The sequence below is a fragment of the Pseudomonas sp. FR229a genome (assembly GCF_030209115.1).
GTDB lineage: Bacteria > Pseudomonadota > Gammaproteobacteria > Pseudomonadales > Pseudomonadaceae > Aquipseudomonas > Aquipseudomonas moraviensis_A.
The window spans coordinates 136,327-162,560 of the sequence record NZ_JARVSP010000021.1 but is presented as its reverse complement, the minus strand read 5'-3'; the positions used below and the strand labels follow the sequence as shown (position 1 = coordinate 162,560).

The 26,234-nt window shown below is 61.2% G+C and carries 23 protein-coding genes and 1 pseudogene; 14 read left to right on the top strand and 10 right to left on the bottom strand.

Annotated elements, in window-relative coordinates:
* Positions 1-22: 22 nt before the first annotated feature.
* Both QRN33_RS17160 and QRN33_RS17155 read right to left on the bottom strand, forming a co-directional pair.
* A complete protein-coding gene (locus tag QRN33_RS17160; RefSeq protein WP_285409410.1) occupies positions 23-1,672 on the bottom strand; it encodes an acyl-CoA dehydrogenase family protein in 1,650 nt (549 codons plus the stop codon).
* A 95-nt stretch (positions 1,673-1,767) separates the two neighbouring features.
* Positions 1,768-4,119, bottom strand: a complete 2,352-nt coding sequence (locus QRN33_RS17155) for a hybrid sensor histidine kinase/response regulator (RefSeq protein ID WP_285409409.1) — start codon at positions 4,117-4,119, stop codon at positions 1,768-1,770.
* 441 nt (positions 4,120-4,560) lie between these two features.
* Between QRN33_RS17155 and QRN33_RS17150 the strand changes: the two genes are divergently transcribed.
* From QRN33_RS17150 to QRN33_RS17135, 4 genes are all read left to right on the top strand, one after another.
* Positions 4,561-5,358: a hydroxymethylpyrimidine/phosphomethylpyrimidine kinase gene (locus tag QRN33_RS17150; RefSeq protein ID WP_064364151.1), complete on the top strand. Its 798-nt coding sequence runs from the start codon at positions 4,561-4,563 to the stop codon at positions 5,356-5,358.
* A gap of 18 nt (positions 5,359-5,376) precedes the next feature.
* Positions 5,377-6,000 carry a thiamine phosphate synthase gene (gene thiE, locus QRN33_RS17145; protein ID WP_285409408.1) on the top strand — a complete coding sequence of 208 codons (624 nt, stop codon included), beginning with the start codon at positions 5,377-5,379 and terminating at the stop codon, positions 5,998-6,000.
* Positions 6,001-6,015: 15 nt separating this feature from the next.
* On the top strand, positions 6,016-7,299 hold the full coding sequence (gene hemL, locus QRN33_RS17140) for a glutamate-1-semialdehyde 2,1-aminomutase (protein ID WP_042610565.1): 1,284 nt from the start codon (positions 6,016-6,018) through the stop codon (positions 7,297-7,299).
* A gap of 224 nt (positions 7,300-7,523) precedes the next feature.
* Positions 7,524-8,078, top strand: coding sequence for a tetratricopeptide repeat protein (locus tag QRN33_RS17135; RefSeq protein WP_064364065.1), 555 nt, complete (start codon positions 7,524-7,526; stop codon positions 8,076-8,078).
* Between the two features lie 166 nt (positions 8,079-8,244).
* Here QRN33_RS17135 and QRN33_RS17130 read toward each other — a convergent pair whose 3' ends face one another.
* Positions 8,245-8,574 carry a DUF1820 family protein gene (locus QRN33_RS17130; RefSeq protein ID WP_016773045.1) on the bottom strand — a complete coding sequence of 110 codons (330 nt, stop codon included), beginning with the start codon at positions 8,572-8,574 and terminating at the stop codon, positions 8,245-8,247.
* A gap of 132 nt (positions 8,575-8,706) precedes the next feature.
* On the opposite strand from QRN33_RS17130, the gene miaB reads away from it, so the two are divergent.
* The 5 genes from miaB (at position 8,707) to lnt (ending at position 14,113) form a co-directional block, all read left to right on the top strand.
* A complete protein-coding gene (gene miaB, locus QRN33_RS17125) occupies positions 8,707-10,035 on the top strand; it encodes a tRNA (N6-isopentenyl adenosine(37)-C2)-methylthiotransferase MiaB (protein WP_064364064.1) in 1,329 nt (442 codons plus the stop codon).
* A gap of 215 nt (positions 10,036-10,250) precedes the next feature.
* The gene (locus QRN33_RS17120) at positions 10,251-11,249 is read left to right on the top strand and encodes a PhoH family protein (RefSeq protein WP_042610568.1); all 999 of its coding nucleotides are present in this window, start codon (positions 10,251-10,253) and stop codon (positions 11,247-11,249) included.
* Positions 11,242-11,736, top strand: coding sequence for an rRNA maturation RNase YbeY (gene ybeY / locus QRN33_RS17115; RefSeq protein WP_285409407.1), 495 nt, complete (start codon positions 11,242-11,244; stop codon positions 11,734-11,736). Before QRN33_RS17120 ends, ybeY begins: the two co-directional genes overlap by 8 nt.
* A 5-nt stretch (positions 11,737-11,741) precedes the next feature.
* A complete protein-coding gene (locus QRN33_RS17110) occupies positions 11,742-12,581 on the top strand; it encodes a CorC family transporter (RefSeq protein ID WP_042610570.1) in 840 nt (279 codons plus the stop codon).
* Between the two features lie 8 nt (positions 12,582-12,589).
* Entirely contained in the window at positions 12,590-14,113 is a 1,524-nt protein-coding gene (gene lnt / locus QRN33_RS17105) for an apolipoprotein N-acyltransferase (protein WP_064364062.1), read from the top strand.
* Positions 14,114-14,203: 90 nt separating this feature from the next.
* Here the strand turns inward: lnt and QRN33_RS17100 are convergent.
* A pseudogene (locus QRN33_RS17100) lies at positions 14,204-14,979 on the bottom strand (YdcF family protein).
* A gap of 103 nt (positions 14,980-15,082) precedes the next feature.
* Entirely contained in the window at positions 15,083-15,406 is a 324-nt protein-coding gene (locus QRN33_RS17095; protein ID WP_024014441.1) for a hypothetical protein, read from the bottom strand.
* A 255-nt stretch (positions 15,407-15,661) separates the two neighbouring features.
* Here QRN33_RS17095 and leuS point away from each other — a divergent pair, with 255 nt between their 5' ends.
* From leuS to QRN33_RS17070, 5 genes are all read left to right on the top strand, one after another.
* The gene (gene leuS, locus QRN33_RS17090) at positions 15,662-18,268 is read left to right on the top strand and encodes a leucine--tRNA ligase (RefSeq protein WP_252875155.1); all 2,607 of its coding nucleotides are present in this window, start codon (positions 15,662-15,664) and stop codon (positions 18,266-18,268) included.
* Positions 18,269-18,356: 88 nt separating this feature from the next.
* Positions 18,357-18,962 carry an LPS-assembly lipoprotein LptE gene (locus tag QRN33_RS17085; RefSeq protein ID WP_042610574.1) on the top strand — a complete coding sequence of 202 codons (606 nt, stop codon included), beginning with the start codon at positions 18,357-18,359 and terminating at the stop codon, positions 18,960-18,962.
* A gap of 39 nt (positions 18,963-19,001) precedes the next feature.
* Positions 19,002-20,039 carry a DNA polymerase III subunit delta gene (gene holA / locus QRN33_RS17080; protein ID WP_252875156.1) on the top strand — a complete coding sequence of 346 codons (1,038 nt, stop codon included), beginning with the start codon at positions 19,002-19,004 and terminating at the stop codon, positions 20,037-20,039.
* Between the two features lie 176 nt (positions 20,040-20,215).
* On the top strand, positions 20,216-20,380 hold the full coding sequence (arfA, locus tag QRN33_RS17075) for an alternative ribosome rescue factor ArfA (protein ID WP_285409406.1): 165 nt from the start codon (positions 20,216-20,218) through the stop codon (positions 20,378-20,380).
* A gap of 61 nt (positions 20,381-20,441) precedes the next feature.
* Positions 20,442-21,764 (top strand): lytic murein transglycosylase, encoded by a 1,323-nt coding sequence (locus QRN33_RS17070; RefSeq protein ID WP_042610577.1) that lies wholly within the window; start codon positions 20,442-20,444, stop codon positions 21,762-21,764.
* Positions 21,765-21,863: 99 nt separating this feature from the next.
* Here the strand turns inward: QRN33_RS17070 and QRN33_RS17065 are convergent, their stop codons facing one another.
* From QRN33_RS17065 to QRN33_RS17045, 5 genes are all read right to left on the bottom strand, one after another.
* The gene (locus QRN33_RS17065; RefSeq protein ID WP_123420044.1) at positions 21,864-22,811 is read right to left on the bottom strand and encodes a S66 peptidase family protein; all 948 of its coding nucleotides are present in this window, start codon (positions 22,809-22,811) and stop codon (positions 21,864-21,866) included.
* Positions 22,812-22,982: 171 nt separating this feature from the next.
* Entirely contained in the window at positions 22,983-23,981 is a 999-nt protein-coding gene (lipA, locus tag QRN33_RS17060) for a lipoyl synthase (protein WP_160768663.1), read from the bottom strand.
* A 25-nt stretch (positions 23,982-24,006) separates the two neighbouring features.
* Positions 24,007-24,654, bottom strand: a complete 648-nt coding sequence (gene lipB / locus QRN33_RS17055) for a lipoyl(octanoyl) transferase LipB (protein ID WP_116658304.1) — start codon at positions 24,652-24,654, stop codon at positions 24,007-24,009.
* On the bottom strand, positions 24,654-24,929 hold the full coding sequence (locus QRN33_RS17050; protein ID WP_042610580.1) for a DUF493 domain-containing protein: 276 nt from the start codon (positions 24,927-24,929) through the stop codon (positions 24,654-24,656). The genes lipB and QRN33_RS17050 overlap by 1 nt, the downstream gene beginning before the upstream one ends.
* 80 nt (positions 24,930-25,009) lie before the next feature.
* Positions 25,010-26,167, bottom strand: a complete 1,158-nt coding sequence (locus QRN33_RS17045; protein WP_016773028.1) for a D-alanyl-D-alanine carboxypeptidase family protein — start codon at positions 26,165-26,167, stop codon at positions 25,010-25,012.
* Between the last annotated feature and the right edge of the window lie 67 nt (positions 26,168-26,234).

Below are 26,234 nucleotides of genomic sequence, written 5' to 3'. Positions count from 1 at the left end.
CTCCTACAAGGGTTTCGTGGGGTCAGAAAAGCTGTGGGGTCGAGCGGGCGACGATGGCTTCGACGTCCAGCCCACGGGGCAATGCGCCGTAGACGCGGCCTCCACCGCTCAGGCGACTGGCAATGAAGGCATCGCTGACGGTTGAATTCCCCGCCTCCAACAGAAGCTTGGCCTGCAACCCAAGCGCGATGTCTTCGGTCAACTGCCGCGCCCGGTACTGAATATCACCGGTGTCCTTGAATTGCGCCTGCAACTGCTGGATATGCGCAGCCAGACGCTTGTCGCCATGGCCGTCGCCCAGTTCGCTGAACAGCACGTCGAGCACGCCCGGCTCTTTCGACAAAGCGCGCAGTACGTCCAGACACTGCACGTTCCCCGAACCTTCCCACGTCGAATTCACCGGCGCTTCGCGGTACAGGCGCGGCAGGATGCTGTCTTCGACGTAGCCGGCACCGCCCATGCATTCGGCGGCTTCGTTGATCATTCCTGGCGCACGCTTGCAGATCCAGTATTTGCCCACCGCCGTCACCAGCCGCGCGAACTGCGCTTCGTGGCGATCATTCAGGTTGTCCAGCGCCCTGCCCATGCGCAGACTCAGGGCCAGCGCGGCTTCGCTTTCCAGGGCCAGATCCGCCAGCACGTTTTGCATCAGCGGCTGCTCGCTGAGCAATTTGCCACCGACCTTGCGATGAGCGCAGTGATGGCTGGCTTGGGTCAGCGCCTGGCGCATCAGCGAACTGGAACCCACCATGCAATCGAAACGGGTCATCGCCACCATCTCGATAATGGTCGGCACGCCGCGCCCTTCTTCGCCGACCATCCACGCCAGTGCGCCACGAAATTCCACTTCGCTGGAGGCGTTGGACTGGTTGCCGAGTTTGTTTTTCAGACGCTGGATGTAGAACTGATTGCGCGTGTCGTCCGGGCGATGGCGCGGCAGCAGGAAGCAGCTCAAGCCCTTGTCGGTCTGCGCCAGCGTGAGGAAGGCGTCGCACATCGGCGCCGAACAGAACCACTTGTGCCCGACCAGTTCGTACGCCTGCCCCGGGCCGCTGGCGCCGACCGGATAAGCCTTGGTGGTATTGGCACGAACGTCGGTGCCGCCCTGCTTCTCGGTCATCGCCATGCCGATGGTCACGCCGGCCTTGTGCGCCATGCCGACATTGCGCGGATCATATTCGGTGGCGAGGACTTTGGGCAGCCACTGTTCAGCCAGGTCCGGCTGCAAGCGCAGGGCCGGCACGCTGGCGAAGGTCATGGTCAACGGGCACCCACTGCCCGCTTCAGCCTGGCTGTGCAGATAAGTCATCGACGCGCGGGCGACATGGGCGCCGTCCTGCGGGTGCGCCCAGGGCAGCGAGGTCAGGCCATGTTCGATCGCGGTACGCATGAGTTCGTGATAAGCCGGATGAAACTCGACCAGATCAATGCGGTGACCGTAGCGATCATGGCTGGCAAATACCGGTTTGTTCTGATTGGCGAGAAACCCTGCCTCCATCAAAGGCCCGCCCGCCAGTGCGCCATAGGCATCGATCCGCGACTCGGCCCAACCAGCGCCGAAACGCCGCGACCACTCCTGCAGCGGCAGATCGATGCGGTACAGGTTGGTGCCGTCCAGCGACGGCGGCTGATTGGTGACTTCGTGGGTTTCGGCGAACTGATGCAGGTTCATGACGGCGCTCCTTGTTCAGCAATGGCACCAGTTAAGCACTGGTGCTTTTTTGAACAAAGTGTCATACGCGCCGTTTTTGCGGCGCTTTTACCCCCTCAACAGCTGAGTACACGGCGCTGCAACGCAGCCTGCAGATCCTCGAATTTCACCGGTTTGGGCAGATAGTCGATGGCCGCGCCCGGGGTGCAGTGTTCGCGGTCAGCCGTCAACGCCAGCATGAATACCGGCAGGTGCGCACAGCCCGGCAGCGCATGGATCTGGCAGCACAACGACGCGCCTTCGTGGCTGGGCAATTGGCAATCGATCAACACCGCATCGAAGCTTTCCCGTTGCAGGCAGTCCAGCGCGGCGGCGCCGTTGTCAGCGCTGCGCACGCGGAAACCGAGCTTGAGCAACATGCCGCGCATCACCAGTTGATTGACGCTGTTGTCATCCACCAGCAGCACCGTGCAATCCTGCGGCGCACGAATGCAATCGCGGGGCGGCTGATCCGCAGGAGCTTCGATAACCGGCAGCTCGAATTCGACATCGAGCTGGAAACGGCTACCGCGTCCGGGCTCGGAGCGGTGGGTGAGTTTGCCGTCGAGCAATTCGACCAGTTGCCGACAGATCGCCAGACCCACCCCCAGGCCGCCGTATTCGCGAGTCATCGAACCATCGAGCTGGAAGAAGCGCTGATACAGGGTCGCCTCGCCGAGATCGGTGAAACCGATGCCGGTGTCGATCACCGCGAACGACAGCGCCATGCGGTTATCCATCGACGGCCGCCCGGTGACGCGTAGCGCAAGGCCGCCGACACGGGTGAACTTGATGGCGTTGTCCAACAGGCATTCCAGGCACTGCGCCAGTTTCGCGCTGTCGCCAAGCAAGCGATCCGGCAGGATCGGCAGCACGTCGACCTTGAAGTCCAGCGACTTGCCCGCCGCATTTCCCTCGAACTGCACGCGCAGCGCTTCGACCACTGCGCGCAGGCTGAAACTGCCCGGCGTGGCCTTGAGCTTGCCGGCCTGCAATTCAGTCAGGGTGAGGATGCCATTGACCATGCGCATCATGTCGCGGGCGGATCCGGCGGCAGTCTGCTGGTACTGCTCCAGTTCGGGATCGAGGTCGACGGTCTGCATCAGCTCCAGCGAACCGATCACCCCGTTCATCGGCGTGCGCAGTTCATGGGTCAGGGTGGCGAGGAATTCATCCTTGAGCTTGTTGCTGTGGGCCAGTTGCTGGTTGAGCACCTCGAGCTTCTGCCCGGCGTCGTACAAGGTCTGCGCCTGTTGTTCGCGCATGGCGTTGATGCGATCGGCCAGCGCCAGCGACAGCAGCGCGACCTCGATCGCCGAGCCTATCTGGCTGGCGTACATGGTCAGGAACACGTTGGGCAGCAGGCCCAGCACCATCAGCGTATTGACGATGCCGCCGAGCAGGAATGCCGACCAGGCGATGATGAAATAACGCGCCACGCGCAGGCCGCGCCACCAGGCAAGAATCCCGGCGGCGAAGATCACCACGGTGAAGGTCAGCGCCAGTGTGGTCGCCAGGCGCAGGGCCAGGGCGTAACTGGTCATCAGCGACAGACCGACCACCATTGCACTGAAGGCAATCAGACCGATCAGCAAACGATCCAGCCAAGGGCTGTGGGTTTTGGTCTGCAGGAAACTGCGGGCGAACTGGCTGCCGAACAGTCCGGCGCATCCAATGAAGAACGGCGTCGCAGCATTGGCCCACCACGGGTTGTCCGGCCAGAAATATTCGACCGCTGCGCCGTTCACCGACAATTGATAAAGGCCGAACGAGCCGATGTAGAAGATGTAATAGAGATAACTGGTGTCGCGCACGCTCAGGTAGATGAACAGGTTGTAGACCAGCATCCCCAGCAGCACGCCATAAATAATGCCGAGCACATACAGGCGCACCGGTTGGTCTTCCAGGTACGCGGTACTTGACCACAACGTTACCGGTGCCTGGATCGAGCCTTCGCTGGCCAGTCGCAGATACAGCGTCTGTTGTTGGTTCGGTTTGAACGGCAGGTCGAACAGGTAATTGTTCTGGCGGATCTCGCGACTGGCGAAAGGCAAGGCATCGCCGGTCTGGCGCACCAGTCGGTATGCACCGCTGGCGTCGGGCAGATAGAGATCGAGGTGATCGAGCGGCGGATATGCCAGCTCCAGCAGCCAGGTGCGCTGGGCGGTCGGATTGCTCGGACGGTAATGCAGATCGATCTTCAGCCAGAACGCCGAACGCGAGTAACCGGCATTGAGCGTGGCTTTATCGTGGGTTTTGAACTGGCCGGCAGCATCATGCGCACGGACGTCGGCAATCGTCGCCTGACCGCTCGGGTCTTCGAACACTTGCAGCGATCGGCCCAGCGGCAGGCTCTGGGTGAATTCGTCGAATTCGACAGCGCTCGCCATGAGGGGCAAGCAAAACAGCAACATCAGCAAATAGCGCATTGAAGCCCCAGCGTGGCTCGTCCGGTTGTGTCAGGAAGCCCCCCCATTCCCTTTGAGTAGACGTAAAACCGGTATTACCTGTGATTGTTTGGATCCAGCCTAGCATAGCCGTTGATGGCCATTGAGCACCATGGAAATTTTTCCTACAACGGCTCTAGAACGGGCGTTCCAGAGCAAAGCAGCGGCCTAGAGCTGTTGCATTGGTCAGGAAGATCAATGCGATCCGCTTTTGTGGCGAAGGAGCTTGCTCCCGCTCGGCTGCGCAGCAGTCGTAAAACCTGTAAATGCGCTGCGCCTGAATAAATGCAGAGGGCTGCTTCGCAACCCAGCGGGAGCAAGCTCCCTCGCCACAATGGTAGCTGCAGTGTTGTCCGACAATCTGCTCGCAAACGCAGTCAGGGGTGAACCCGCAAATCAGCTTTGGTGGTAAGCTCGCGCACCATGAATATCTACAGCTCCCGCCCCGTTGTCCTCTGTCTCTCCGGCCACGACCCCAGTGGTGGCGCCGGCTTGCAGGCAGATATCGAAGCCCTGCTCGCGCAGGGTTGCCATGCGGCTCCGGCCGTCACCGCCCTGACCGTGCAAGACACCGTCAACGTCACTGACTTTCGCGTCCTCGACCGTGAGTGGGTACTGGCCCAGGCCAATGCCGTGCTCAACGACTCCGAAGTCGCGGCGGTGAAACTGGGCATGCTCGGTTCGCTGGAAATGGTCGACACCGTCGTCGAGCTGCTCTCGGCGCACCCGCACCTGCCGGTGGTCTGCGACCCGGTGCTGCGAGCCGGCGGCGGCGGACGCCTGGGCAAGGACGAGGTCGGCTACGCGATGCGCGAGCGTCTGCTGCCGCTATCGATCATTGCCACGCCCAATCTTCCTGAAGCGCGGATCCTCGCCGAATTGCCTGACGGCACTGCCGACGAATGCGCAGAAAAACTCCTGCCGTTCGTCAAGAACCTGCTGATCACCGGCGGCCACGGCGACGAAACGGAGATCCACAACCGCGTGTACAGCCGCGACGGTCTGCGCGAAACCTTTATCTGCCAGCGCCTGCCGGGCAGCTATCACGGCTCCGGTTGCACGCTGGCCAGCGCCCTCGCCGGTCGACTGGCCCAGGGCGAACACTTGGCCAGTGCCGTGCGCACTGCGCTGGATTACACCTGGCGGACCCTGCGCGACGCCGAACAGCTGGGCAAAGGCCAGTTCGTGCCGCGCCGTCTGCCACTGGATTTCTGCTCGTAACGTCGTGAGGTCTGCCCGATGAAACTCCGTGGCCTGTATGCCATCACCGACAGCCAGTTGCTGGCCGGCAAGTTTCTGTCTTACGTGGAGGCGGCGCTGGAAGGCGGCGTCACCCTGCTGCAATACCGCGACAAGAGCAGCGACGAGGCCCGCCGTCTGCGCGAGGCCGAAGCGCTGCGCAACTTGTGCGAGCGCTATAAAACGCAGTTGATCATCAACGACGACGCCGAATTGGCCGCGCGCCTCAACGTCGGCGTGCATCTCGGCCAGACCGACGGCCCGCTCTCGCCGACCCGCGCCCTGCTCGGTTCGAAAGCCATCATCGGTTCGACCTGCCACGGGCAGATCGCCCTGGCCGAACAAGCCGCCAAAGAAGGCGCGAGTTACGTCGCCTTCGGCCGCTTCTTCAATTCCACCACCAAACCCGGTGCGCCGAGTTGCAGCCTCGACCTGCTCGACGAAGCCAAACGCAAGCTGCACTTGCCGATCTGCGCGATTGGCGGCATCACCCTCGATAACGCCGCGCCGCTGGTCGAGCACGGTGTCGATCTGCTCGCCGTGGTCCATGGCCTGTTCGGTGCTGACAGCAGTGCTGAAGTGACCCGCCGCGCCCGCGCCTTCAACAAACTTCTGAAAATCTGATTTGAGAGCCCGATCATGTCTCGTTCCGAAACCCTGTTTGCCAATGCTCAGAAACACATTCCCGGTGGCGTCAACTCGCCGGTTCGCGCGTTCAAGAGCGTCGGCGGCACCCCGCTGTTCTTCAAACACGCCGAAGGCGCTTACGTCACCGACGAAGACGACAAGCGTTATGTGGATTATGTTGGGTCGTGGGGTCCGATGATCCTTGGCCACAGCCATCCGGATGTGCTCGATGCGGTGCGCAATCAGCTGCAACACGGCCTGTCCTATGGCGCGCCGACCTCGATGGAAACCGAGATGGCCGATCTGGTCTGCTCGCTGGTGCCGTCGATGGACATGGTGCGCATGGTCAGCTCCGGCACCGAAGCGACCATGAGTGCGATCCGTCTGGCCCGGGGCTTCACCGGCCGCGACAGCATCATCAAGTTCGAAGGCTGCTACCACGGCCACTCCGACAGCCTGCTGGTCAAGGCCGGTTCCGGCGCACTGACCCAGGGCGTACCGAGCTCGGCCGGCGTGCCGGCAGCGTTCGCCAAACACACCCTGACCCTGCCGTTCAACGACATCGATGCGGTTGAGGCGATGCTCGCCGAAGTGGGTGAGGAGGTGGCGTGCATCATCGTTGAGCCGGTGGCTGGCAACATGAACTGCGTGCCGCCAGCGCCGGGCTTTCTCGAAGGTCTGCGTTCGCTGTGCGACAAGCACGGCGTGGTGCTGATCTTCGACGAAGTGATGACCGGTTTCCGCGTCGCCCTCGGCGGTGCCCAGGCGCACTACGGCGTGACGCCGGACCTGACCACCTTCGGCAAGATCATCGGCGGCGGCATGCCGGTGGGCTGCTTCGGTGGCAAGCGCGAGATCATGCAGCGCATCGCCCCGCTGGGCCCGGTGTATCAGGCAGGTACGCTGTCGGGTAATCCGCTGGCGATGGCGGCCGGCCTGACGACTCTGCGTTTGATCAGCCGCCCGGGTTTCCACGCCGAATTGACCGACTACACCACGCGCCTGCTCGATGGCCTGCAAGAACGCGCCGATGCTGCGGGTATTCCGTTCGTGACCACTCAGGCCGGCGGCATGTTTGGCCTGTATTTCAGTGGGGCCGACGACATCGTCACTTTCGACGACGTGATGGCCAGCGACGCGGCCCTGTTCGGTCGCTTCTTCCACCTGATGCTGGAAGGTGGCGTGTACCTGGCGCCGAGTGCGTTCGAAGCCGGTTTCACCTCGATCGCCCATGGCGAAGCCGAGTTGCAACTGACGCTGGACGCTGCCGAGCGCGCCTTCGCCGCATTGAAATAATCGCCACACCGCTGACGTTGGCTATGGCCAGCGTCAGCTTTAACCTACATAGCCTCGGTTTTTCCGACGTGCCTGCGCGAATCCTGCCCGAATCGGGCGATATATTCCCCACGCAGCAGAAAAACGAGTAAAGACTTTGTAAGGTTGGCCCTGCTTATTTCATAATGCGCGCTTATTGGATCCCTCGACGGGTCCGCGTGCCCTTCAGAGGTAAGTCGATTCCCATGAACCGCACCGGCCGCACCCTTGCATTGGGCTGCCTGTTGCTCCTTCAGCCCCTGCTCGCGCATGCACAAGCAGGCGGCAACTCGTTGTTGATCCCGGCGATGGGTCGTTGCACCCTCAATACTCAGCCGCAAGACGTCACGCAGGCATTGGCCGCCTGCCAGAAAGCGGCGGATGAAGGGGATGCGCAAGCGCAGTACGAGTTGGGTGAGTTCTACTACGACGGCAAGAACGCGCCGCGCGACCTCAATCAAGCCCTGAGCTATTTCGAAAAGGCCTCGTTGCAAGGCCACGCCCAGGCGCAATTCAAGCTCGGCAGCATGTTTTTCCATGGTGAAGGCGTGCAGGCCAACAATATCCAGGCGTACATCGTGCTGAAGATGGCGGCGGTCAACGGTGCCGAAGAGGCATTGGACACGGCCGACGAAGTTTCGGAAAAGATGTCCCGCGAAGATCTGGAAACCGCCACCCAGGTGCTCGGACAGATCTTCCGCAAATACCTGATGGAACTGCAGAGCGCCGATGGGCGTACGCCGTTTTCACCTCTTCCGTAAGCCCCCTGTGGCGAGGGAGCTTGCTCCCGCCGGGGTGCGAAGCAGCCCTAAACCTTGCAATCCCGATCTGGCTGACACAATGCATTTTCTGGTCTGAAGACTGCTGCGCAGCCGCACGGGAGCAAGCTCCCTCGCCACAACATCATTCCAGCTTTGAATCTGTTTTTTACTTCTCAGGCATCGGCATCGGAAACGGCATGACATTGCCGACCGCGCCGCGGGCTTCGCTGATTTTCGGCGTGCCCAGACGTTCCACTTCGTCGATGCGCACAATCGAATGCATCGGCACAAAGCTGCGCACCACGCCTTCGAATTGCGCCTTGAGCTTTTCTTCGCTCGGATCGACGACCATCTGCGTGCGCTCGCCAAAGACGAATTCTTCAACTTCCAGGAAACCCCACAGATCACTTTGATAGATCTGCTTGGCGTACATTTCGAACACCTGGCCCTGGTTGAGGAAAATCACCTTGTAGATTGGAGCTTCGCGTTTGGTCATGGCGGGCGGATAACATCGGGGTAAAAATGAGGGCGCGAACTATAGCATAGCCACCGGACGCACAGCGGTAGGAACCTGACGGCTTGTTCCCTATAATGCGCGGTTCTTTGAATCACGTGACGACCCGAATCCATGGCCAAGAAGCTATACATCGAAACCCACGGTTGCCAGATGAACGAGTACGACAGCTCGCGCATGGTCGATCTGCTGGGCGAACATCAGGCCCTGGAAGTCACCGCCCGCGCGGAAGACGCCGACGTGATTCTGCTCAACACCTGCTCGATCCGTGAGCGCGCGCAGGATCGCGTGTACTCGCAGCTCGGCCGCTGGCGCGAGCTGAAGCTGGCCAACCCGGACATGGTCATCGCCGTCGGCGGTTGTGTGGCCAGTCAGGAAGGCGCGGCGATCCGCGATCGCGCTCCGTATGTTGACGTGGTGTTCGGCCCCCAGACCCTGCACCGTCTGCCCGAGATGATCGACGCCGCGCGCAGCAGCAAGCTGCCGCAGGTCGATGTCTCGTTCCCGGAAATCGAAAAATTCGACCACCTGCCCGAGCCACGCATCGACGGCCCGAGTGCCTATGTGTCGGTCATGGAGGGCTGCAGCAAGTACTGCACGTTCTGCGTGGTGCCGTACACCCGTGGTGAAGAGGTCAGCCGGCCGTTCGACGACGTGATCGCGGAAATCATTCACCTTGCCGAAAACGGCGTGCGCGAAGTGACCTTGCTGGGGCAGAACGTCAACGGCTATCGCGGCTCGACTCACGACGGTCGCCTGGCCGATCTGGCTGAGCTGATTCGTGTGGTCGCCGCTGTCGATGGCATCGACCGCATTCGTTACACCACGTCGCATCCGCTGGAGTTTTCCGACAGCCTGATCCAGGCCCACGCCGAAGTGCCGGAACTGGTCAAGCACCTGCACTTGCCGGTGCAGTCGGGCTCGGACCGGATCCTCGCGGCGATGAAGCGCAACCACACGGCGCTGGAGTACAAATCCAAGCTGCGCAAACTGCGCGCGGCCGTGCCGGGGATCTGCATCAGCTCGGACTTCATCGTCGGCTTCCCCGGCGAAACCGAAAAAGACTTCGAACAGACCATGAAGCTGATTGCCGATGTCGGCTTCGATTTCTCCTACTCCTTCGTTTACAGCCAGCGCCCGGGCACGCCCGCCGCCGATCTGGCCGATGACACCCCGGAAGAATTGAAAAAAGAACGTCTGAATGCGCTGCAACATCGCTTGAATCAGCAAGGCTTCGAGATCAGCCGACAAATGGTCGGTTCGATCCAGCGCATTCTGGTGACCGATTATTCGAAGAAGGACCCGGGCGAGCTGCAAGGCCGTACCGAGAATAATCGTATCGTCAACTTCCGCTGCGACAATCCGACCCTGATCGGCCAGTTCGCCGACGTGCACATCGACGCGGCGCAACCGCACTCGCTGCGTGGCTCTTTAATTCAATAACGCCGCATTTTCTCCTGTGGGAGCGAGCCTGCTCGCGAAGGCGGTCTGTCAGACACATCAATGTTGAATGTGTCGCCGCCTTCGCGAGCAGGCTCGCTCCCACAGGTAAAGCGCAGCGGCGCTGATCGGCTGAGATATTTAAGAGCTTTCGCACCCACGCCACTGGCGTTATCCTTGATTTCATCCTAATTGCCCCAGGGCGGCTAAATACGACCTTGAACGCACCCATCGAACCACATCGTTTTCTCCTCGAGCCTTTTGAGGCTCGCCGCTTCGCCAATCTGTGCGGGCAATTCGACGAGCATTTGCGCTTGATCGAGCAGCGCCTGGCCATCGAGATCCGCAATCGCGGAAACCAGTTCGAGCTGATTGGCGACCCCAAACTCACCACGTCCGCGGAAAACCTGCTGCGCCGCCTGTACCGGGAAACCAAGGGTACCGAGCTGTCGCCAGACCTGGTGCACCTGTTCATCCAGGAATCGGCCGGCGCGGATCTCGACAATCCGGCCCCTGCCGAACCGACTGTCGCCCTGCGTACGAAAAAAGGCATGATTCGCCCACGCGGCTTGAATCAGCAGCGCTACGTGAAGGAAATCCTCGGCAACGACATCAACTTCGGCATCGGCCCGGCCGGTACCGGCAAGACCTATCTGGCCGTGGCCTGCGCGGTTGACGCGCTGGAGCGCGAGCAGATCCGCCGCATCCTGCTGGTGCGTCCGGCGGTCGAAGCGGGTGAAAAACTCGGCTTCCTGCCCGGCGACCTGTCGCAGAAGATCGACCCGTACCTGCGCCCGCTGTATGACGCACTGTACGAAATGCTCGGCTTCGAATACGTCGCCAAGCTGATCGAAAAGCAGGTGATTGAAGTCGCACCGCTGGCCTACATGCGCGGTCGCACGCTGAACAACAGTTTCATCATTCTCGACGAAAGCCAGAACACCACCGTCGAGCAGATGAAGATGTTCCTCACGCGCATCGGCTTTGGCTCCACCGCCGTGATCACCGGCGACATCACCCAGGTCGACCTGCCGCGCGGCACCAAATCCGGCCTGCACCATGTGATCGAAGTGCTGAAAGACGTGCCCGGCATCAGCTTCACCCACTTCCAGCCCAAAGACGTCGTGCGCCACCCGTTGGTGCAGCGGATTGTCGAGGCCTACGAGCGCTTCGAGACCCGTGCCGAAGCCGCGAAGGAAGCCTCGCGCGATGCTTGAGCTGGATCTGCAAATCGCCACCGAGGCCAGCGCGCCCAGTGAAGCCGAGTTCCGCCAGTGGTGCGAACTGGCCCTGCGCCAGCGCACCGCTGATTCGGAAATGACCATTCGTCTGGTCGACGAGGAAGAAGGCCGCGAGCTCAACCACACCTGGCGCCACAAGGATTACGCGACCAATGTGTTGTCGTTCCCGGCGGAAGTGCCTGACGAGTTTCTCGATATCCCGCTGCTCGGCGATCTGGTGATCTGCGTGGCCGTGGTCGAACGCGAAGCCGCCGAGCAGGGCAAGGAACTAAAGGCCCACTGGGCACATCTGGTCATTCACGGCTGCTTGCATCTGCTGGGTTACGACCATATAGATGACGACGAAGCCGAGGAAATGGAAGCACTGGAACGCGAGTTGCTTGCCGAACTGGGCTATCGCGATCCGTACGCGGACGACGAAACCGAACACTCCCCCATCGTTACAACAAAGGATTCAGAGTAATCGCTATGAGCGAAGATCGATCGAGCAACGGGCAGAAGTCATGGCTGGGTAAACTGACCCAGGCTTTTGCCCACGAGCCGAAGAACCGCCAGGAGCTCCTTGAGCTGCTGCGCGACGCACATCAGAACAAACTGCTGGACAGCGAAGCGCTGGCCATCGTCGAAGGCGCCATTCAGGTGGCTGACCTGCAAGTGCGCGACATCATGGTGCCGCGCTCGCAAGTGATCAGCATCAAGGCGACCCAGACACCCCGCGAATTTCTCCCGGCCGTGGTCGACTCGGCCCACTCGCGCTATCCGGTCATCGGCGAAAGCCATGACGACGTGATGGGCGTGCTGCTGGTCAAGGATCTGCTGCCGTTGATCTTCAAAGAGAACGGCGACAGCTTCAACATCAAGGATTTGCTGCGCCCGGCCACGTTTGTGCCGGAGTCCAAGCGTCTGAACGTGTTGCTGCGTGAATTCCGCGCCAACCACAACCACATGGCCATCGTCATCGACGAGTACGGCGGCGTGGCCGGTCTGGTGACCATCGAAGACGTCCTCGAACAGATCGTTGGCGATATCGAGGACGAGCACGACGTCGAGGAAGACAGCTACATCAAGCCGCTGCCCAGCGGTGATTTCCTGATCAAGGCGCTGACGCCGATCGAGAACTTCAACGAGTTTTTCGACAGCGAATTCTCCGACGACGAATTCGACACCGTCGGCGGTCTGGTGATGAGCGCGTTCGGCCACTTGCCAAAACGCAACGAAATCACTGAAATCGGCGCTTATCGTTTCCGCATCCTGAACGCCGACAGCCGTCGGATTCATTTGCTGCGTCTGACACCTATTGCTCGCTAAGGACTGAAATGCGCTGGACTACCCGCCCCGGCTGGCCCGGTAACCTGCTGGCCGTGGCGGCCGGTGCAATCACCACTTTCGCTCTCGCCCCGTTCAACATCTGGCCGCTGGCGTTGCTGGCGGTCGGTCTGTTCTATGCCGGTTTGCGTGAGCTGAGCCCTCGTCAGGCGCTGGGTCGTGGCTGGTGCTTCGGCTTCGGCCTGTTTGGCGCCGGCACCAGTTGGATCTATTACAGCATTCACCATTTTGGCGGCGCTTCGGTGTTGCTCGCCGGGTTCCTGATGCTGCTGTTCACAGCGGCGATTGCCTGGTTCTTCGCCTTGCCCGCCTGGCTGTGGGCGCGCTGGTTGCGCCGTAACGAGGCGCCGCTGGCGGATGCCCTGGCTTTTGCTGCGCTGTGGGTCGGACAGGAAGCGTTTCGCGGCTGGTTCCTCACCGGTTTTCCGTGGCTTTACTCCGGTTACAGTCAGCTCGACGGTCCGCTGGCCGGGCTCGCCCCGGTGGGCGGTATGTGGCTGGTGTCGTTTGTGCTGGCACTGACGGCGGCATTGATCTACAACGCGCCGCGCTTGTTGCAGGCGCGGCGCAAGGGTTTTATCGCTGCCGGCCTGGTACTTCTGCTGGGCCCCTGGATAGCGGGCGTCGCCCTCAAAGGCCACGCCTGGACCAGCCCGTCCGGCGCACCGCTGACGGTGGCTGCGATTCAGGGCAACGTCGCGCAAAGCATGAAATGGGACCCGGCCGAGCTCAACGCACAACTGGCGCTGTACCGCGACTTGAGTTTCCGTTCCAAACCGGTCGACCTGCTGATCTGGCCGGAAACCGCCGTGCCGGTTCTGAAGGAGTCCGCCGAGGGCTACCTGACGATGATGGGCAGCTTCGCCGCCGAGCGTAAATCGGCGCTGATCACCGGTGTACCGATCCGCCAGACCGTGCATAAAGAGAGACGCTTCTTCAACGGCATCACCGTGGTCGGCGAAGGCGACGGCACTTATCTGAAGCAGAAACTGGTGCCGTTCGGCGAATACGTGCCGTTGCAGGATGTGTTGCGTGGTTTGATCGCGTTCTTCGACCTGCCCATGTCGGACTTCGCTCGCGGCCCTTCCGATCAGGCGCTGTTGCAGGCCAAGGGTTACCAGATCGCACCGTTCATCTGCTACGAAGTGGTCTATCCGGAATTCGCCGCCGGGCTATCGGCACGCAGCGATCTGCTGCTGACGATCAGCAATGACACCTGGTTCGGCACTTCCATCGGGCCGCTGCAACATCTGCAAATGGCACAGATGCGCGCACTGGAAGCCGGACGCTGGATGATCCGCGCGACCAACAACGGCGTTACCGGCCTGATCAACCCGTTCGGGCAGATCACCGAGCAGATTCCGCAGTTCGAACAGGGCGTGCTGTACGGCGAAGTGGTGCCGATGCATAACCTGACGCCTTATCTGCAATGGCGTTCGTGGCCATTGATTGTGCTGTGCCTGCTGCTGTTTGGTTGGGCGCTGATGGCGAACCGGATGTCGAAAACGCTTTGAAAGCTTCGCGAGCAGGCTCGCTCCCACAGTTGGAATGCATTTCAATGTGGGAGCGAGCCTGCTCGCGAAGAGGGCATTAGCAGCAGCGAGTCAATCGTGGTTGGCTTCACCTCGGTAAAACAGCGAATACCCCACCTGCCCCACCGCTTCATTGAGCAACTGCCCGCTCTGCCAGATCGACTTGAACTCCGGCAGCCAGCCACCGAAAGGCCGGGCGTTATCGGTGCCAAGGAAACCCACCGGCGCTGGCACTACTTCGAATCCCGCCTGTTGAAAACTCCACACCGCGCGCGGCATATGCCATGCCTGTGTCACCACGACGACCCGCTTGATCCCCTGCGGCAAGAGAATATCCGCCGTGAACCGCGCGTTTTCCCATGTGGTGCGGCTCTCGCCTTCCTGCCAGCGCACGCTCACGTCGAAGTCATCACGCAACGAATCCGCCATTTCGCCTCGGTCGGTGGCGTGCCGTAATGCAGGCCGCCGCTGGTCAGGATCGGCAAGCCCGAGGCCTTGGCCAGGCGCGCCGCGTAACGCTGACGCTCGAGACCGACGCCGGTTGGCTGGTCTTCGCCCCAGGCGAGATCACCGCGCTCACGTCCCGAGCCCAACACCACAATAGCTTCGGCGCGTTGCCCCAGCGTCGCCCATTCCTGCCGGGCCAGCGGCGGCTCGCGCTCCAATGCCTTGGCGCTCCATTGCACCACCACCGGCAGGCTCATAAGCCACAGACCGCCAAAGCCAAGGGCAAAACACACGCCAGCCAGACGCGGTCGCGAGCGGCGCAGCCACCAGGCGGCCAGCAACAGCAGCAAGAGAATGCCGGGCGGCAATAAAAGTTGTTTGATGAAATATCGAAAGGGCATCGGGCATCTCCAAAGATGCCCGAAGCCTAAGAGTGTTAATCAAGGGTTACAACCAATAGGCGGGATCCTGTTGCAAAAGATCCGTTCCCGACCTGCCATGCGCTTACTTGGCCTGCACAGAGCGAACCTTGCCGGTGTCTCTGCGCGGCGCCTTGTCCTTGAGCCAGATTACCTTGGCCGAATGTGCTGCATCGAGCTGCTTCACTGCTTGAGACAGGCATCCCTGCGTTTCACGTTCACTGCGATCCAGATAGGCCTTGACCAGTTTGAACTCGGCGGGGCTCAAGCCACGCAATTCCAGTTCCAGGGGGCGCTCGTCGCGCAGCCGGTCAGCGGTTTTCACGGCGTCCAGCGCCATGCCCAGACGATCGATCAACCTTTCGTACAACTCGGGTTTCGTTACGTTTTTTTTCCGTTGCTCCACCATCCCTCACCTCATTGAAGATAAGACTCACTCCCCAGTTAGAGCTTAGCTTCGCTGCACGAACCGGCTACACGCCGCGACCAACGGCCCTCGCCACGCAAACCCTCTGGCAAACAGCTGTAATCAGGGTTTCCCTCGGCCAAGCGCGGTCATGTATGCTACGGCGCTTCCTGTCATTCCACTTCCAGCGCACTCGGGCGATCCCGAATGCAGCCGTCGAAGCGGATTAGGCCACCCCTATCCAGTACAAAAGTAGCCATGCACGAACAATATCAGCCACGTGAGATCGAAGCCGCCGCCCAGTCGTTCTGGGATGAGCAAAAGTCCTTTGAAGTCAGTGAACAGCCAGGCAAGGAAACCTACTACTGCCTGTCGATGTTCCCGTACCCCAGCGGCAAGCTGCACATGGGCCACGTGCGCAACTACACCATCGGCGACGTGATCTCGCGCTACCAGCGCATGCAAGGCAAGAATGTTCTGCAGCCAATGGGTTGGGATGCGTTCGGCATGCCGGCGGAAAACGCCGCGATGAAGAACAACGTGGCGCCCGCCAAGTGGACCTACGAGAACATCGCCTACATGAAGTCGCAGCTGCGCAGCCTCGGCCTCGCGGTTGACTGGTCCCGTGAAGTGACCACCTGCAAGCCGGACTACTACCGCTGGGAACAATGGCTGTTCACTCGCCTGTTCGAAAAAGGCGTGATCTACCGCAAGAACGGCACCGTGAACTGGGACCCGGTCGACCAGACCGTGCTGGCCAACGAGCAAGTCATCGACGGACGCGGCTGGCGCTCCGGCGCGCTGATCGAAAAGCGCGAAATCCCGATGTACTACTTCAAGATCACTGCCTATGCGGACGAGCTGCTGGAAAGCCTCGACGAACTGACTGGCTGGCCGGAACAGGTCAAGACCATGCAGCGCAACTGGATCGGCAAGTCCCGCGGCATGGAAGTGCAGTTTCCGTACAACGTCGACTCGATCGGCGAAGCCGGCACCCTGAAAGTCTTCACCACCCGTCCGGACACCCTGATGGGCGCGACCTACGTCGCCGTGGCGGCCGAGCACCCGCTGGCGACCCTGGCCGCGCAAAACAACCCCGAGCTGCAAGCGTTCATCGCTGAATGCAAAGGCGGCAGCGTCGCTGAAGCCGACGTCGCCACCCAGGAAAAGAAAGGCCTGCCGACCGGCCTGTTCGTCGAGCACCCGCTGACCGGTGAAAAACTGCCGGTGTGGGTCGCCAACTACGTGCTGATGCACTACGGCGACGGCGCAGTCATGGCGGTCCCGGCGCACGACGAGCGCGATTTCGAATTCGCCCACAAGTACAACCTGCCGGTGAAATCGGTGGTGCGCACCAGCTCCGGTGACACCAACCCGGCGCCGTGGCAAGACGCCTATGGCGAGCACGGCACGCTGATCAACTCCGGTGAGTTCGACGGCCTCGACTTCGCTGGCGCGTTCGACGCCATGGAAGTGGCCCTGATCAAGAAAGAGCTGGGCGCCTCGCGCACCCAGTTCCGCCTGCGCGACTGGGGCATCAGCCGCCAGCGCTACTGGGGCTGCCCGATCCCGATCATCCACTGCGCTGCGTGCGGTGACGTACCGGTGCCGGAAGATCAACTGCCGGTCGTATTGCCTGAAGACGTGGTGCCGGACGGCGCCGGTTCGCCGCTGGCGCGCATGCCCGAGTTCTACGAGTGCACTTGCCCGAAATGCGGCGAGCCTGCCAAGCGTGAAACCGACACCATGGACACCTTCGTCGAGTCGTCGTGGTACTACGCCCGTTACGCCTCCCCGCACTTCGAGGGTGGTCTGGTCGAGAAATCCGCCGCCGATCACTGGCTGCCGGTGGATCAGTACATCGGTGGCATCGAACACGCCATTCTTCACCTGCTCTATGCGCGCTTCTTCCACAAGCTGATGCGCGATGAAGGTCTGGTCAGCTCCAACGAGCCGTTCAAGAACCTGCTGACCCAAGGCATGGTGATCGCCGAAACCTACTATCGTCGCGAAGCCAACGGCGCCTACACCTGGTTCAACCCGGCGGATGTCGAACTCGAACGCGACAGCAAAGCCAAGGTCATCAGCGCCAGGCTGAAATCCGACGGCCTGCCGGTGGAAATCGGCGGCACCGAGAAGATGGCCAAGTCGAAGAACAACGGCGTCGACCCGCAGTCGATGATCGACCAGTTCGGTGCCGACACTTGCCGCCTGTTCATGATGTTCGCCTCGCCGCCCGACATGAGTGCGGAATGGTCGGACTCCGGCGTTGAAGGCTCGCACCGTTTCCTCAAGCGTGTCTGGCGTCTGGCGCAAGCCCACGTCACCCAAGGCTTGCCGGGCAAGCTTGAGGTTGGCGCTCTGAGCGACGAGCAGAAATCCGTGCGTCGCGCGATCCACCTGGCGATCAAGCAGGCCAGCCATGACGTCGGCCAGAACCACAAATTCAACACCGCCATCGCGCAAGTCATGACGCTGATGAACGTGCTGGAAAAAGCCGCCCAAGGCACCGAACAGGATCGCGCGCTGCTGCACGAAGGTCTCGAAGCGGTCACTTTGCTGCTGGCGCCGATCACTCCGCATATCAGCCATGAACTGTGGAAACAGTTGGGTCACGCCGATGCGGTGATCGATGCCGGCTGGCCGGCGGTGGACGAAAGCGCTCTGGTGCAGGACAACCTGACTCTGGTCATTCAGGTCAACGGTAAACTGCGCGGCCAGATCGAAATGCCGGCCAGCGCCACCCGCGAGGAAATCGAAGCCGCCGCGCGCGTCAACGAGAACGTGCTGCGGTTTGTCGACGGCCTGACCATTCGCAAAGTGATTGTGGTGCCGGGCAAACTGGTCAACATCGTCGCCAGCTAAATTGGATCGGGTGCCGGGTTCGCCTGGCACCCAGTAAAACCTTTCGGGCCGCAGAGTCGGCTCACCTGGTTTCAAGGGGAGCAACACAATGATCAAACGCAATCTGCTGGTGATGGGCCTCGCCGTTCTGCTGAGCGCCTGCGGTTTCCAGTTGCGTGGTACCGGCACCAACGAACTGTCGATCAAGGAACTCGACCTGAGCGCGCGTAACGCCTACGGCGAAACCGTGACGCAACTGCGTCAGGTGCTTGAGTCCAGTGGCGTCAAGATCTACAGCGGCGCGCCGTACAAGCTGTTTCTGGCTGACGAGCAGGAAAGCCAGCGCATCCTCAGCTACGCCGGTGCCGGTCGTACAGGCGAATATCAGGTCAGCACAGTGCTGAGCTACGATATCCGCGGCGAGAAGAACCTGTCGCTGCTCAGCGACAAGCTCGAAGTGCAGAAAGTCTTCATTCATGACGGCAACAACCTCGTCGGTTCCGATCAGGAAGCCAACGATGCCCGTCGCGAAATCCGCCGCGAACTGGTACAGCGCATGATGCTGCGTCTGCAACAGCTGACTCCGGGGCAATTGCAGCAACTGCAGCAAGCCGCCAATGACCGCGCCAAGGCCGAAGCCGACGCGCTGGAAGCGGCACAAAAGGCTGAAGCGGAAACTCCGCGTCAGTCGCCGCTCGAAATCCCGCAGCAGTAAGACGGCCGGGGCGCTCAGGCGCCCCGCTCGCCCTTCCTTATGAAGCTCACCCCCGCGCAACTCGGCAAACACCTGCAAGGCGCACTCGCGCCGGTCTACATCATCAGCGGCGATGACCCGTTGCTATGTCAGGAAGCCGCCGATGCCATCCGCAGTGCTGCTCGCCAGCAAGGTTTTGACGAACGTCAGGTCTTCGCCGCCGACGCCAATTTCGATTGGGGGACGTTGCTGCAGGCCGGTGCCAGCATGTCGCTGTTCGCCGAAAAACGCCTGTTGGAGCTGCGTCTGCCGTCGGGCAAACCGGGCGACAAAGGCGCGGCCGCGCTGATCGAATATTGCTCGCGCCCCGCCGAAGATACGCTGCTGCTGATCAGCTTGCCGAAGCTCGATGGCAGTGCGCAGAAAACCAAGTGGGGCAAGGCCCTGGTCGAAGGCCAGCAAACCCAGTTCGTGCAGATCTGGCCGGTGGATGCCAATCAGCTGCCGAGCTGGATTCGTCAACGATTGTCACAGGCAGGCCTGTCGGCCAGTCAGGACGCTGTCGAATTGATTGCCGCGCGTGTCGAAGGCAACCTGCTCGCCGCCGCCCAGGAAATCGAAAAGCTGAAGTTGATGGCCGAAGGTGGGCAGATCACCGTCGAAACCGTGCAGGCCGCCGTGGCCGACAGTGCGCGGTTTGACGTGTTCGGCCTGACCGACGCGGTGCTCAACGGCGAACCGGCTCACGCCCTGCGCATGCTCGAAGGTCTGCGCGGTGAAGGCGTCGAGCCGCCTGTGATCCTTTGGGCGCTGGCGCGGGAGTTGCGCCTGCTGGCCAATATCTCCCTGCAATACAGCCAGGGCACACCGCTGGACAAGTGCTTCAGCCAGGCGAAACCGCCGGTATGGGACAAGCGCAAGCCGCTGATGAGCAAGGCCCTGCAACGCTATTCGGCGCAACGCTGGGCGCAGTTGCTGCTCGAAGCCCAGCGTATCGATGCGCAGATCAAGGGTCAGGCCGCGGGTTCGCCGTGGATGAGCCTTAGCCGTCTGGCTTTATTGATGTCAGGCCAGCGACTGTCATTGCCTGCTGAATAAGATCAAAAGATCGCAGCCTTCGGCAGCTCCTACACCGATCCCTGTAGGAGCTGCGGCACGCTGCGATCTTTTGATCTTGTTTTCCTACAAACACTGCCCATATTTGTCCTATAGACAGATGCCCGACATCGGCAGATTATTCCCCCCGCAAAACTCACCTCACCGAGAGAACCCTCATGAGCAAAAAGCCTGCAAAGCATGGCCCCAACAAGGCCAAATCCATCGTCGCCCAGCCCTTGTTCCGCAGCCGCCTGGAACGACCTTCCAAGGGCAAAGGCAGCTACCGCCGCGAAGCCTTCCAGTCTGACAACTGGGAGGCTTCTTGTTTTCTGGCTGCCTGAAGCGCACTACCCCCCGCTCATGTTAAGGTCTGCACCTGATTCGTTTCCCCTGGAACTGTGCATGCCCCCAAGTCTTTCCCGTCGTTGGCCTGTTCGCCAATTGATCGCTGCCTCCAGCTTCATTCTGCTTGTCGCCTGCGCGGAAAAACCCACCGCCGCCGATGCACAACCGCTTCAAGCCGCCCCGGTCACCACGGCCCCAGCGATCATTCCGCCGGTAGTGCCGTCCACCGACCCGCTCGATATTCAACCGACCCAGACCTTTGCCGAATGGCAGGCCGGTTTCCGCAAGGATGCCCTCGCCGCGGGGATTCGTGCCGAGCTGTTCGATCAGGCATTTGCCAATGTCAGCTTCGACGCCAGCGTGATTCGTGCCGATCGCAGTCAGCCAGAGTTCTCCCGCCCCGTGTGGGAATACCTCGACGGCGCGTTGTCGCCGTTGCGTGTGCGCAAGGGCCAGGCGTTGATCAACCAGTACGCCGACATTCTGCAAAGCATCGAACAGCGTTATGGCGTTGATCGCCAGGCGCTGGTGTCGGTGTGGGGCATGGAAAGCAATTTCGGCCAGTTCCAGGGCAGCAAGTCGGTGATCAACTCGCTGGCCACGCTCGCCTACGAGGGGCGTCGCCCGGGCTTTGCTCACGCGCAATTGATCGCCGCCCTGCAGATTCTGCAACAGGGCGATATCACACCGGAGAAGATGCTGGGTTCCTGGGCCGGTGCAATGGGCCAGACGCAGTTCATTCCCACCACCTACAACACCCATGCGGTGGACTTTGACGGTGACGGTCGCCGCGACATCTGGGGCAGCCCGGCGGATGCGCTGGCTTCGACTGCGCATTACCTGCAAAGCTCGGGCTGGCAGCGTGGCCAGCCATGGGGCTTCGAAGTGCAGCTGCCGAGCGGTTTCAACTACACCCTGGCGGACGGCGCGATTCGTAAAAGCGTGGCTGAATGGCGGCAACTGGGCGTGAACCTGCCGAACGGCGCTCAGGTTCCGGCAGGTTCAGAACAATTGTCCGCCGCCCTGCTGCTGCCCGCCGGCTATCGTGGCCCGGCGTTTCTGATCCTCGACAACTTCCGGGCGATTCTCAAGTACAACAATTCGTCGTCCTATGCGCTGGCAGTGAGTCTGTTGTCCGAGCGTTTCGAAGGTGCAGGCCTGATCAATGGCAACTGGCCGAAAGATGACCTGCCGCTGAGCCGTACCGAGCGCATCGAACTGCAGACGCTGTTGAGCGCGCGTAATTACGACGCCGGCACGGCTGACGGGATTATCGGCGCCAACACCCGCAAAGCGATTCGCAGCGCGCAGCAAGCGCTGGGGTGGCCGGCGGATGGTTATCCGACGCACAAGTTGCTTGAGAGCCTGCGTAGCCAATAGAACAAATCAAAAGATTGCAGCCTTCGGCAGCTCCTCCAGGATGCTCGTCAATCCATGTAGGAGCTGCCGAAGGCTGCGATCTTTTGAACCTCACCCGAATTATCGGATGACCACATCCTGCTCCAGCATCAACTCCTGCTTCCCCGCATCCAGCCGCACCAGCGCGCCCAATGGCAGCGTCAGGTTAGGATCACAATGGCCACTGCGCCAGCCCGACAACACTGGAATCCGCAACGGCTCAAACGTCTGCTTGAGCAAGCGATTCAGCGCCTCGAGATCGACCCCGGCGATATCACCGACCAGCACACCGCGCAGCCTGGCCAACTTGCCAGCCAGACGCATCTGGGTCAGCAGACGGTCGATACGATACAGCGGCTCGTTGATGTCCTCGATGAACAGAACCGCGCCGTCGACATCGATCTCGTAAGGCGTGCCGAGGGTCGCGGCGATCATCGCCAGATTGCCTCCCAGCAAACGCCCGTGGGCAATGCCCGGCTCGACGGTCGATAGCGGATAAGCCGCCGGATGGCTCAGCACACTGCCCGTCTTCATTTGCCCGCGGAGCATGGCGAAGAATGAAGTGACGGTCGGCGGCTCCTTGTCGCCCAGCAGGTCGGCATTGAGCAACGGCCCGTGAAAGGTCACGAATCCGGCGTAGCGACTGATGGCCAGATGCAGCGCGGTGATATCGCTGTAGCCGACGAAGGGTTTGGCGTGACGGCTCAGCAGGTCGTAATCGATTCGGTCGAGCAGACGCGGCGTGCCGTAGCCGCCGCGCAGGCAAATGATCGCGTCGACGTCGGGATCAGCGAACGCCGCGTGCAGATCGCGCAGACGCACGTCATCACTGCCGGCCAGATAGCCGTCCTTCTCGTAGACGCCGGGAAACACCTTCAGCCCATAGCCGCGTGCGCGCATCCATTGCAGCGCCTTATCGGTGTCCAGAGCACCCGGGCCGGCAGGCGCAATGACGCCGATCAGCCCTTCCGAGGGCAGTGCGGGCACGGCTTTGTGCGGGCAGAGTGTATGGGTCGGTCGAACGGTCATCCTTGGATCTCCCTGTGAATTGATGCTCACACATTAGTCAGGAACGTGAACAAACAGAAGAGGATCAGCCACGCCGTACATTGAAGGAAAAATCAGCAGCGAATGTAAGCCGGGCAAAAAAATGCCCGCCGGGCGATCAGACCTCGGCGGGCATTTTTCCTCGGCGCTGAATCAGGAACCCAGCAGCTCGGCCTTGACCAGCTTCGCCTGCTCGTCGGCGTGGTACGAGGAACGTACCAGCGGGCCCGATGCAACGTTCTTGAAGCCCATCTTGTAACCTTCTTCGGCGAACCAGGCGAAGGTGTCCGGGTGCACGAAACGCTGCACCGGCAAGTGGCTGCGCGACGGTTGCAGGTACTGGCCGAGAGTCAGCATGTCGATGTCGTGTTCGCGCATGCGCTTCATGACTTCGATGACTTCCTCGTCGGTCTCGCCCAGACCCAGCATCAGGCCGGACTTGGTCGGAATGTGCGGCATCATCTGCTTGAAGCGCTGCAGCAGCGTCAGCGACCACTGGTAATCCGAACCCGGGCGCGCAGCCTTGTACAGGCGCGGCACGGTTTCCAGGTTGTGGTTGAACACATCCGGCGGCTCGGCGGCGGTGATTTCCAGCGCGATGTCCATGCGGCCACGGTAGTCCGGGACCAGGGTCTCGAGCTGCACGTTCGGCGACAGTTTGCGTATTTCGCGGATGCAGTCGGCAAAGTGCTGGGCACCGCCGTCACGCAGGTCATCGCGGTCCACCGAAGTGATCACCACGTATTTGAGTTTGAGGTCGGCGATGGCGATGGCCAGGCTTTCCGGCTCGTTGACGTCCAGTGGCTTCGGACGGCCGTGGCCAACGTCGCAGAACGGGCAGCGACGGGTGCAGATGTCGCCCATGATCATGAAGGTCGCGGTGCCGCCGGAGAAGCATTCGCCGAGGTTCGGGCAGGATGCCTCTTCGCAGACGCTGTGCAGCTTGTGCTTGCGCAGCAGGCTCTTGATGCGGTCGACTTCCGGCGAAACCGGGATGCGCACGCGAATCCAGTCAGGTTTCTTCGGCAGTTCGGTGGTCGGGATGATCTTGACCGGGATGCGTGCAACCTTCTCGGCGCCGCGCAGCTTGACGCCGGCTTCAACCTTGGGACGCGGGGCCGGGCGCTCGGTCACGTCGAGCGTCGGGATCATGGTTTGCACTGCATCAGTAGTCATATCAGTCGATTCCGCCCGTGAGGGTCGTCTGCTCAGCATAGTCGAGGTGTTTGACGAGCTGCGCGCGCAGCCGGGCACTTACCTCGGCAAATTCAATCGATCCTGCGTGATCGCTCAGCTGGGTCATGGCCAGCCCGGCGTAGCCGCAGGGATTAATCCGTCGAAACGGTTCCAGGTTCATATCCACGTTCAGGGCCAGGCCATGAAAGGAACAACCGTGGCGAATGCGCAAACCCAGAGAAGCGATTTTCGCTCCATCGACATACACGCCGGGAGCATCTGGCTTGGCCGCAGCGGTGACGCCGTAGCTGGCCAGCAGTTCGATCAGGCAGGCTTCCATGCGGCTGACCAGATCACGCACGCCGAAACCCAGCTTGCGCACATCCAGCAACAGATAAGCCACCAGTTGCCCGGGGCCATGATAAGTCACTTGGCCGCCACGATCGACCTGCACCACCGGAATATCTCCCGGCAGCAACAGGTGTTCAGCCTTGCCGGCCTGGCCCTGGGTGAACACCGGCGGGTGTTCGACGAGCCAGATTTCGTCGGCGGCAGCATGACCGCGTTCGTTGGTAAAGCGTTGCATGGCATGCCAGACCGGCTCGTAAGCCATCTGGCCCAGCTCGCGAAAGCCCAGCGTGCCGTGCATCACAACACCATGTGCACGAAGCCGGTCGCCCGCAGTTCGCTGTTGATGTTGTACAGCTGATCCTGGTCGGTGGCGACGATGTGCAACTGAATGGTGGTGTATTTGCCGTTGGTGCTTTGACGCTCGTCGATGCGCTCATCGTTGATGGTCGCGTGTTTCTTGACGATGTCGATGATCTGGTCTTTGTTGCCGACGCCCGTGTCGCTGATCACCTTGATCGGATAATCAGTCTGCGGAAATTCGATCTTTGGCGCCTTTACTTCGGTATCGGTCATGGCGTAACGGCCTCTTAAGCCGTGGTAACGCACATGGCCCCGCACCGGATCGGGGCGGGGCCATGCAGGTCAACACTGAATCAGTTGAACAAGCCGTAGAAGAATAGACGGATGCTATCCCACATGCGGCGGAAGATACCACCCTCCTCGACGCCATCCAGAGCGATCAGGTCGGCGCTGTGCACCACCTTGTCTTCCAGTTTGACTTCGACTTTACCGATCACGTCGCCCTTGGCGATTGGCGCAACCAGTTGCGGGTTCATGGTCATGCTGGCAGCGAGCTTCTTCAGCTGGCCTTTCGGCAGGGTCATGGTCAGGTCTTGTGCCAGGCCGGCCTTGACCTGGCTGGTGGTGCCTTTCCACACCGGCGCCTGCGCCAGTTCAGTACCCTTCTGATAGAAGGTCTGGGTTTCGAAGAAGCGGAAACCGTAGGTCAGCAGCTTCTGGGTTTCAGCGGCGCGGGCCACTTCGCTGTTGGTGCCGAACACCACGGCGATCAAGCGCTGGCCGTCACGTACCGCCGAGGACACCATGCAGTAGCCGGCTTCGTCGGTGTGGCCGGTTTTCAGACCGTCAACGGTCTTGTCGCGCCACAGCAGCAGGTTGCGGTTAGGCTGCTTGATGCCGTTCCAGAAGAACTCCTTCTGCGAATAGATCGCGTAGTGAGCCGGGTCTTCGTGGATGATCGCGCGGGCCAGGATCGCCATGTCGTGGGCCGACGAGTAGTGCTCAGGGTTCGGCAGACCGGTCGGGTTCATGAAGTGGGTATTGGTCATGCCCAGTTCGGTGACGGTCTTGTTCATCAGGTCGGCGAATGCGTCTTCGCTGCCGGCGATGTGCTCGGCCAGGGCGACGCTGGCGTCGTTACCGGACTGGATGATGATGCCGTGCAGCAGGTCGCTGACAGTCACCTGCGAGCCGACCTTGATGAACATCCGCGAACCGCCGGTGCGCCAGGCGTTTTCGCTGACGGTCACCGGGTCGTTTTCACCGATCTGGCCGCGACGGATTTCCAGGGTCGCGATGTACGCGGTCATCAGCTTGGTCAGGCTGGCCGGTGGCAGACGCTGGTCGCCGTTGTTTTCGACCAGCACATTGCCGCTGCTGGCATCCATCAGAACATAGGCCTTGGCGGCCAGTTGTGGTGGCGACGGCATCATCTCGGCCGCGAAAGCGGCTGGCGAGAGGAGCAGCGGGACTAGCAGACACAGGCGTTTGGCAAAGGTGGTGATGTTCATCCGTCTCTCGAAATCGCTAATGGAAACTTGCCCGAAGGCAAAACTTATTCAGACAGCCTTCTAACGG

Bases quoted from the DNA above. Each gene is read 5' to 3' on its own strand.
- lipB (WP_116658304.1), bottom strand. From the start codon at position 24,654: ATGCACGGCACGCTGGGCTTTCGCGAGCTGGGCCAGATGGCTTACGAG.
- arfA (WP_285409406.1), top strand. From the start codon at position 20,216: ATGAGCAAAAAGCCTGCAAAGCATGGCCCCAACAAGGCCAAATCCATC.
- miaB (WP_064364064.1), top strand. From the start codon at position 8,707: ATGGCCAAGAAGCTATACATCGAAACCCACGGTTGCCAGATGAACGAG.
- QRN33_RS17085 (WP_042610574.1), top strand. From the start codon at position 18,357: ATGATCAAACGCAATCTGCTGGTGATGGGCCTCGCCGTTCTGCTGAGC.
- QRN33_RS17130 (WP_016773045.1), bottom strand. From the start codon at position 8,574: ATGACCAAACGCGAAGCTCCAATCTACAAGGTGATTTTCCTCAACCAG.
- lnt (WP_064364062.1), top strand. From the start codon at position 12,590: ATGCGCTGGACTACCCGCCCCGGCTGGCCCGGTAACCTGCTGGCCGTG.
- lipA (WP_160768663.1), bottom strand. From the start codon at position 23,981: ATGATCCCGACGCTCGACGTGACCGAGCGCCCGGCCCCGCGTCCCAAG.
- hemL (WP_042610565.1), top strand. From the start codon at position 6,016: ATGTCTCGTTCCGAAACCCTGTTTGCCAATGCTCAGAAACACATTCCC.
- thiE (WP_285409408.1), top strand. From the start codon at position 5,377: ATGAAACTCCGTGGCCTGTATGCCATCACCGACAGCCAGTTGCTGGCC.
- QRN33_RS17045 (WP_016773028.1), bottom strand. From the start codon at position 26,167: ATGAACATCACCACCTTTGCCAAACGCCTGTGTCTGCTAGTCCCGCTG.
- QRN33_RS17070 (WP_042610577.1), top strand. From the start codon at position 20,442: ATGCCCCCAAGTCTTTCCCGTCGTTGGCCTGTTCGCCAATTGATCGCT.
- holA (WP_252875156.1), top strand. From the start codon at position 19,002: ATGAAGCTCACCCCCGCGCAACTCGGCAAACACCTGCAAGGCGCACTC.
- ybeY (WP_285409407.1), top strand. From the start codon at position 11,242: ATGCTTGAGCTGGATCTGCAAATCGCCACCGAGGCCAGCGCGCCCAGT.
- QRN33_RS17160 (WP_285409410.1), bottom strand. From the start codon at position 1,672: ATGAACCTGCATCAGTTCGCCGAAACCCACGAAGTCACCAATCAGCCG.
- QRN33_RS17150 (WP_064364151.1), top strand. From the start codon at position 4,561: ATGAATATCTACAGCTCCCGCCCCGTTGTCCTCTGTCTCTCCGGCCAC.
- leuS (WP_252875155.1), top strand. From the start codon at position 15,662: ATGCACGAACAATATCAGCCACGTGAGATCGAAGCCGCCGCCCAGTCG.
- QRN33_RS17065 (WP_123420044.1), bottom strand. From the start codon at position 22,811: ATGACCGTTCGACCGACCCATACACTCTGCCCGCACAAAGCCGTGCCC.
- QRN33_RS17095 (WP_024014441.1), bottom strand. From the start codon at position 15,406: ATGGTGGAGCAACGGAAAAAAAACGTAACGAAACCCGAGTTGTACGAA.
- QRN33_RS17110 (WP_042610570.1), top strand. From the start codon at position 11,742: ATGAGCGAAGATCGATCGAGCAACGGGCAGAAGTCATGGCTGGGTAAA.
- QRN33_RS17135 (WP_064364065.1), top strand. From the start codon at position 7,524: ATGAACCGCACCGGCCGCACCCTTGCATTGGGCTGCCTGTTGCTCCTT.
- QRN33_RS17050 (WP_042610580.1), bottom strand. From the start codon at position 24,929: ATGACCGATACCGAAGTAAAGGCGCCAAAGATCGAATTTCCGCAGACT.
- QRN33_RS17155 (WP_285409409.1), bottom strand. From the start codon at position 4,119: ATGCGCTATTTGCTGATGTTGCTGTTTTGCTTGCCCCTCATGGCGAGC.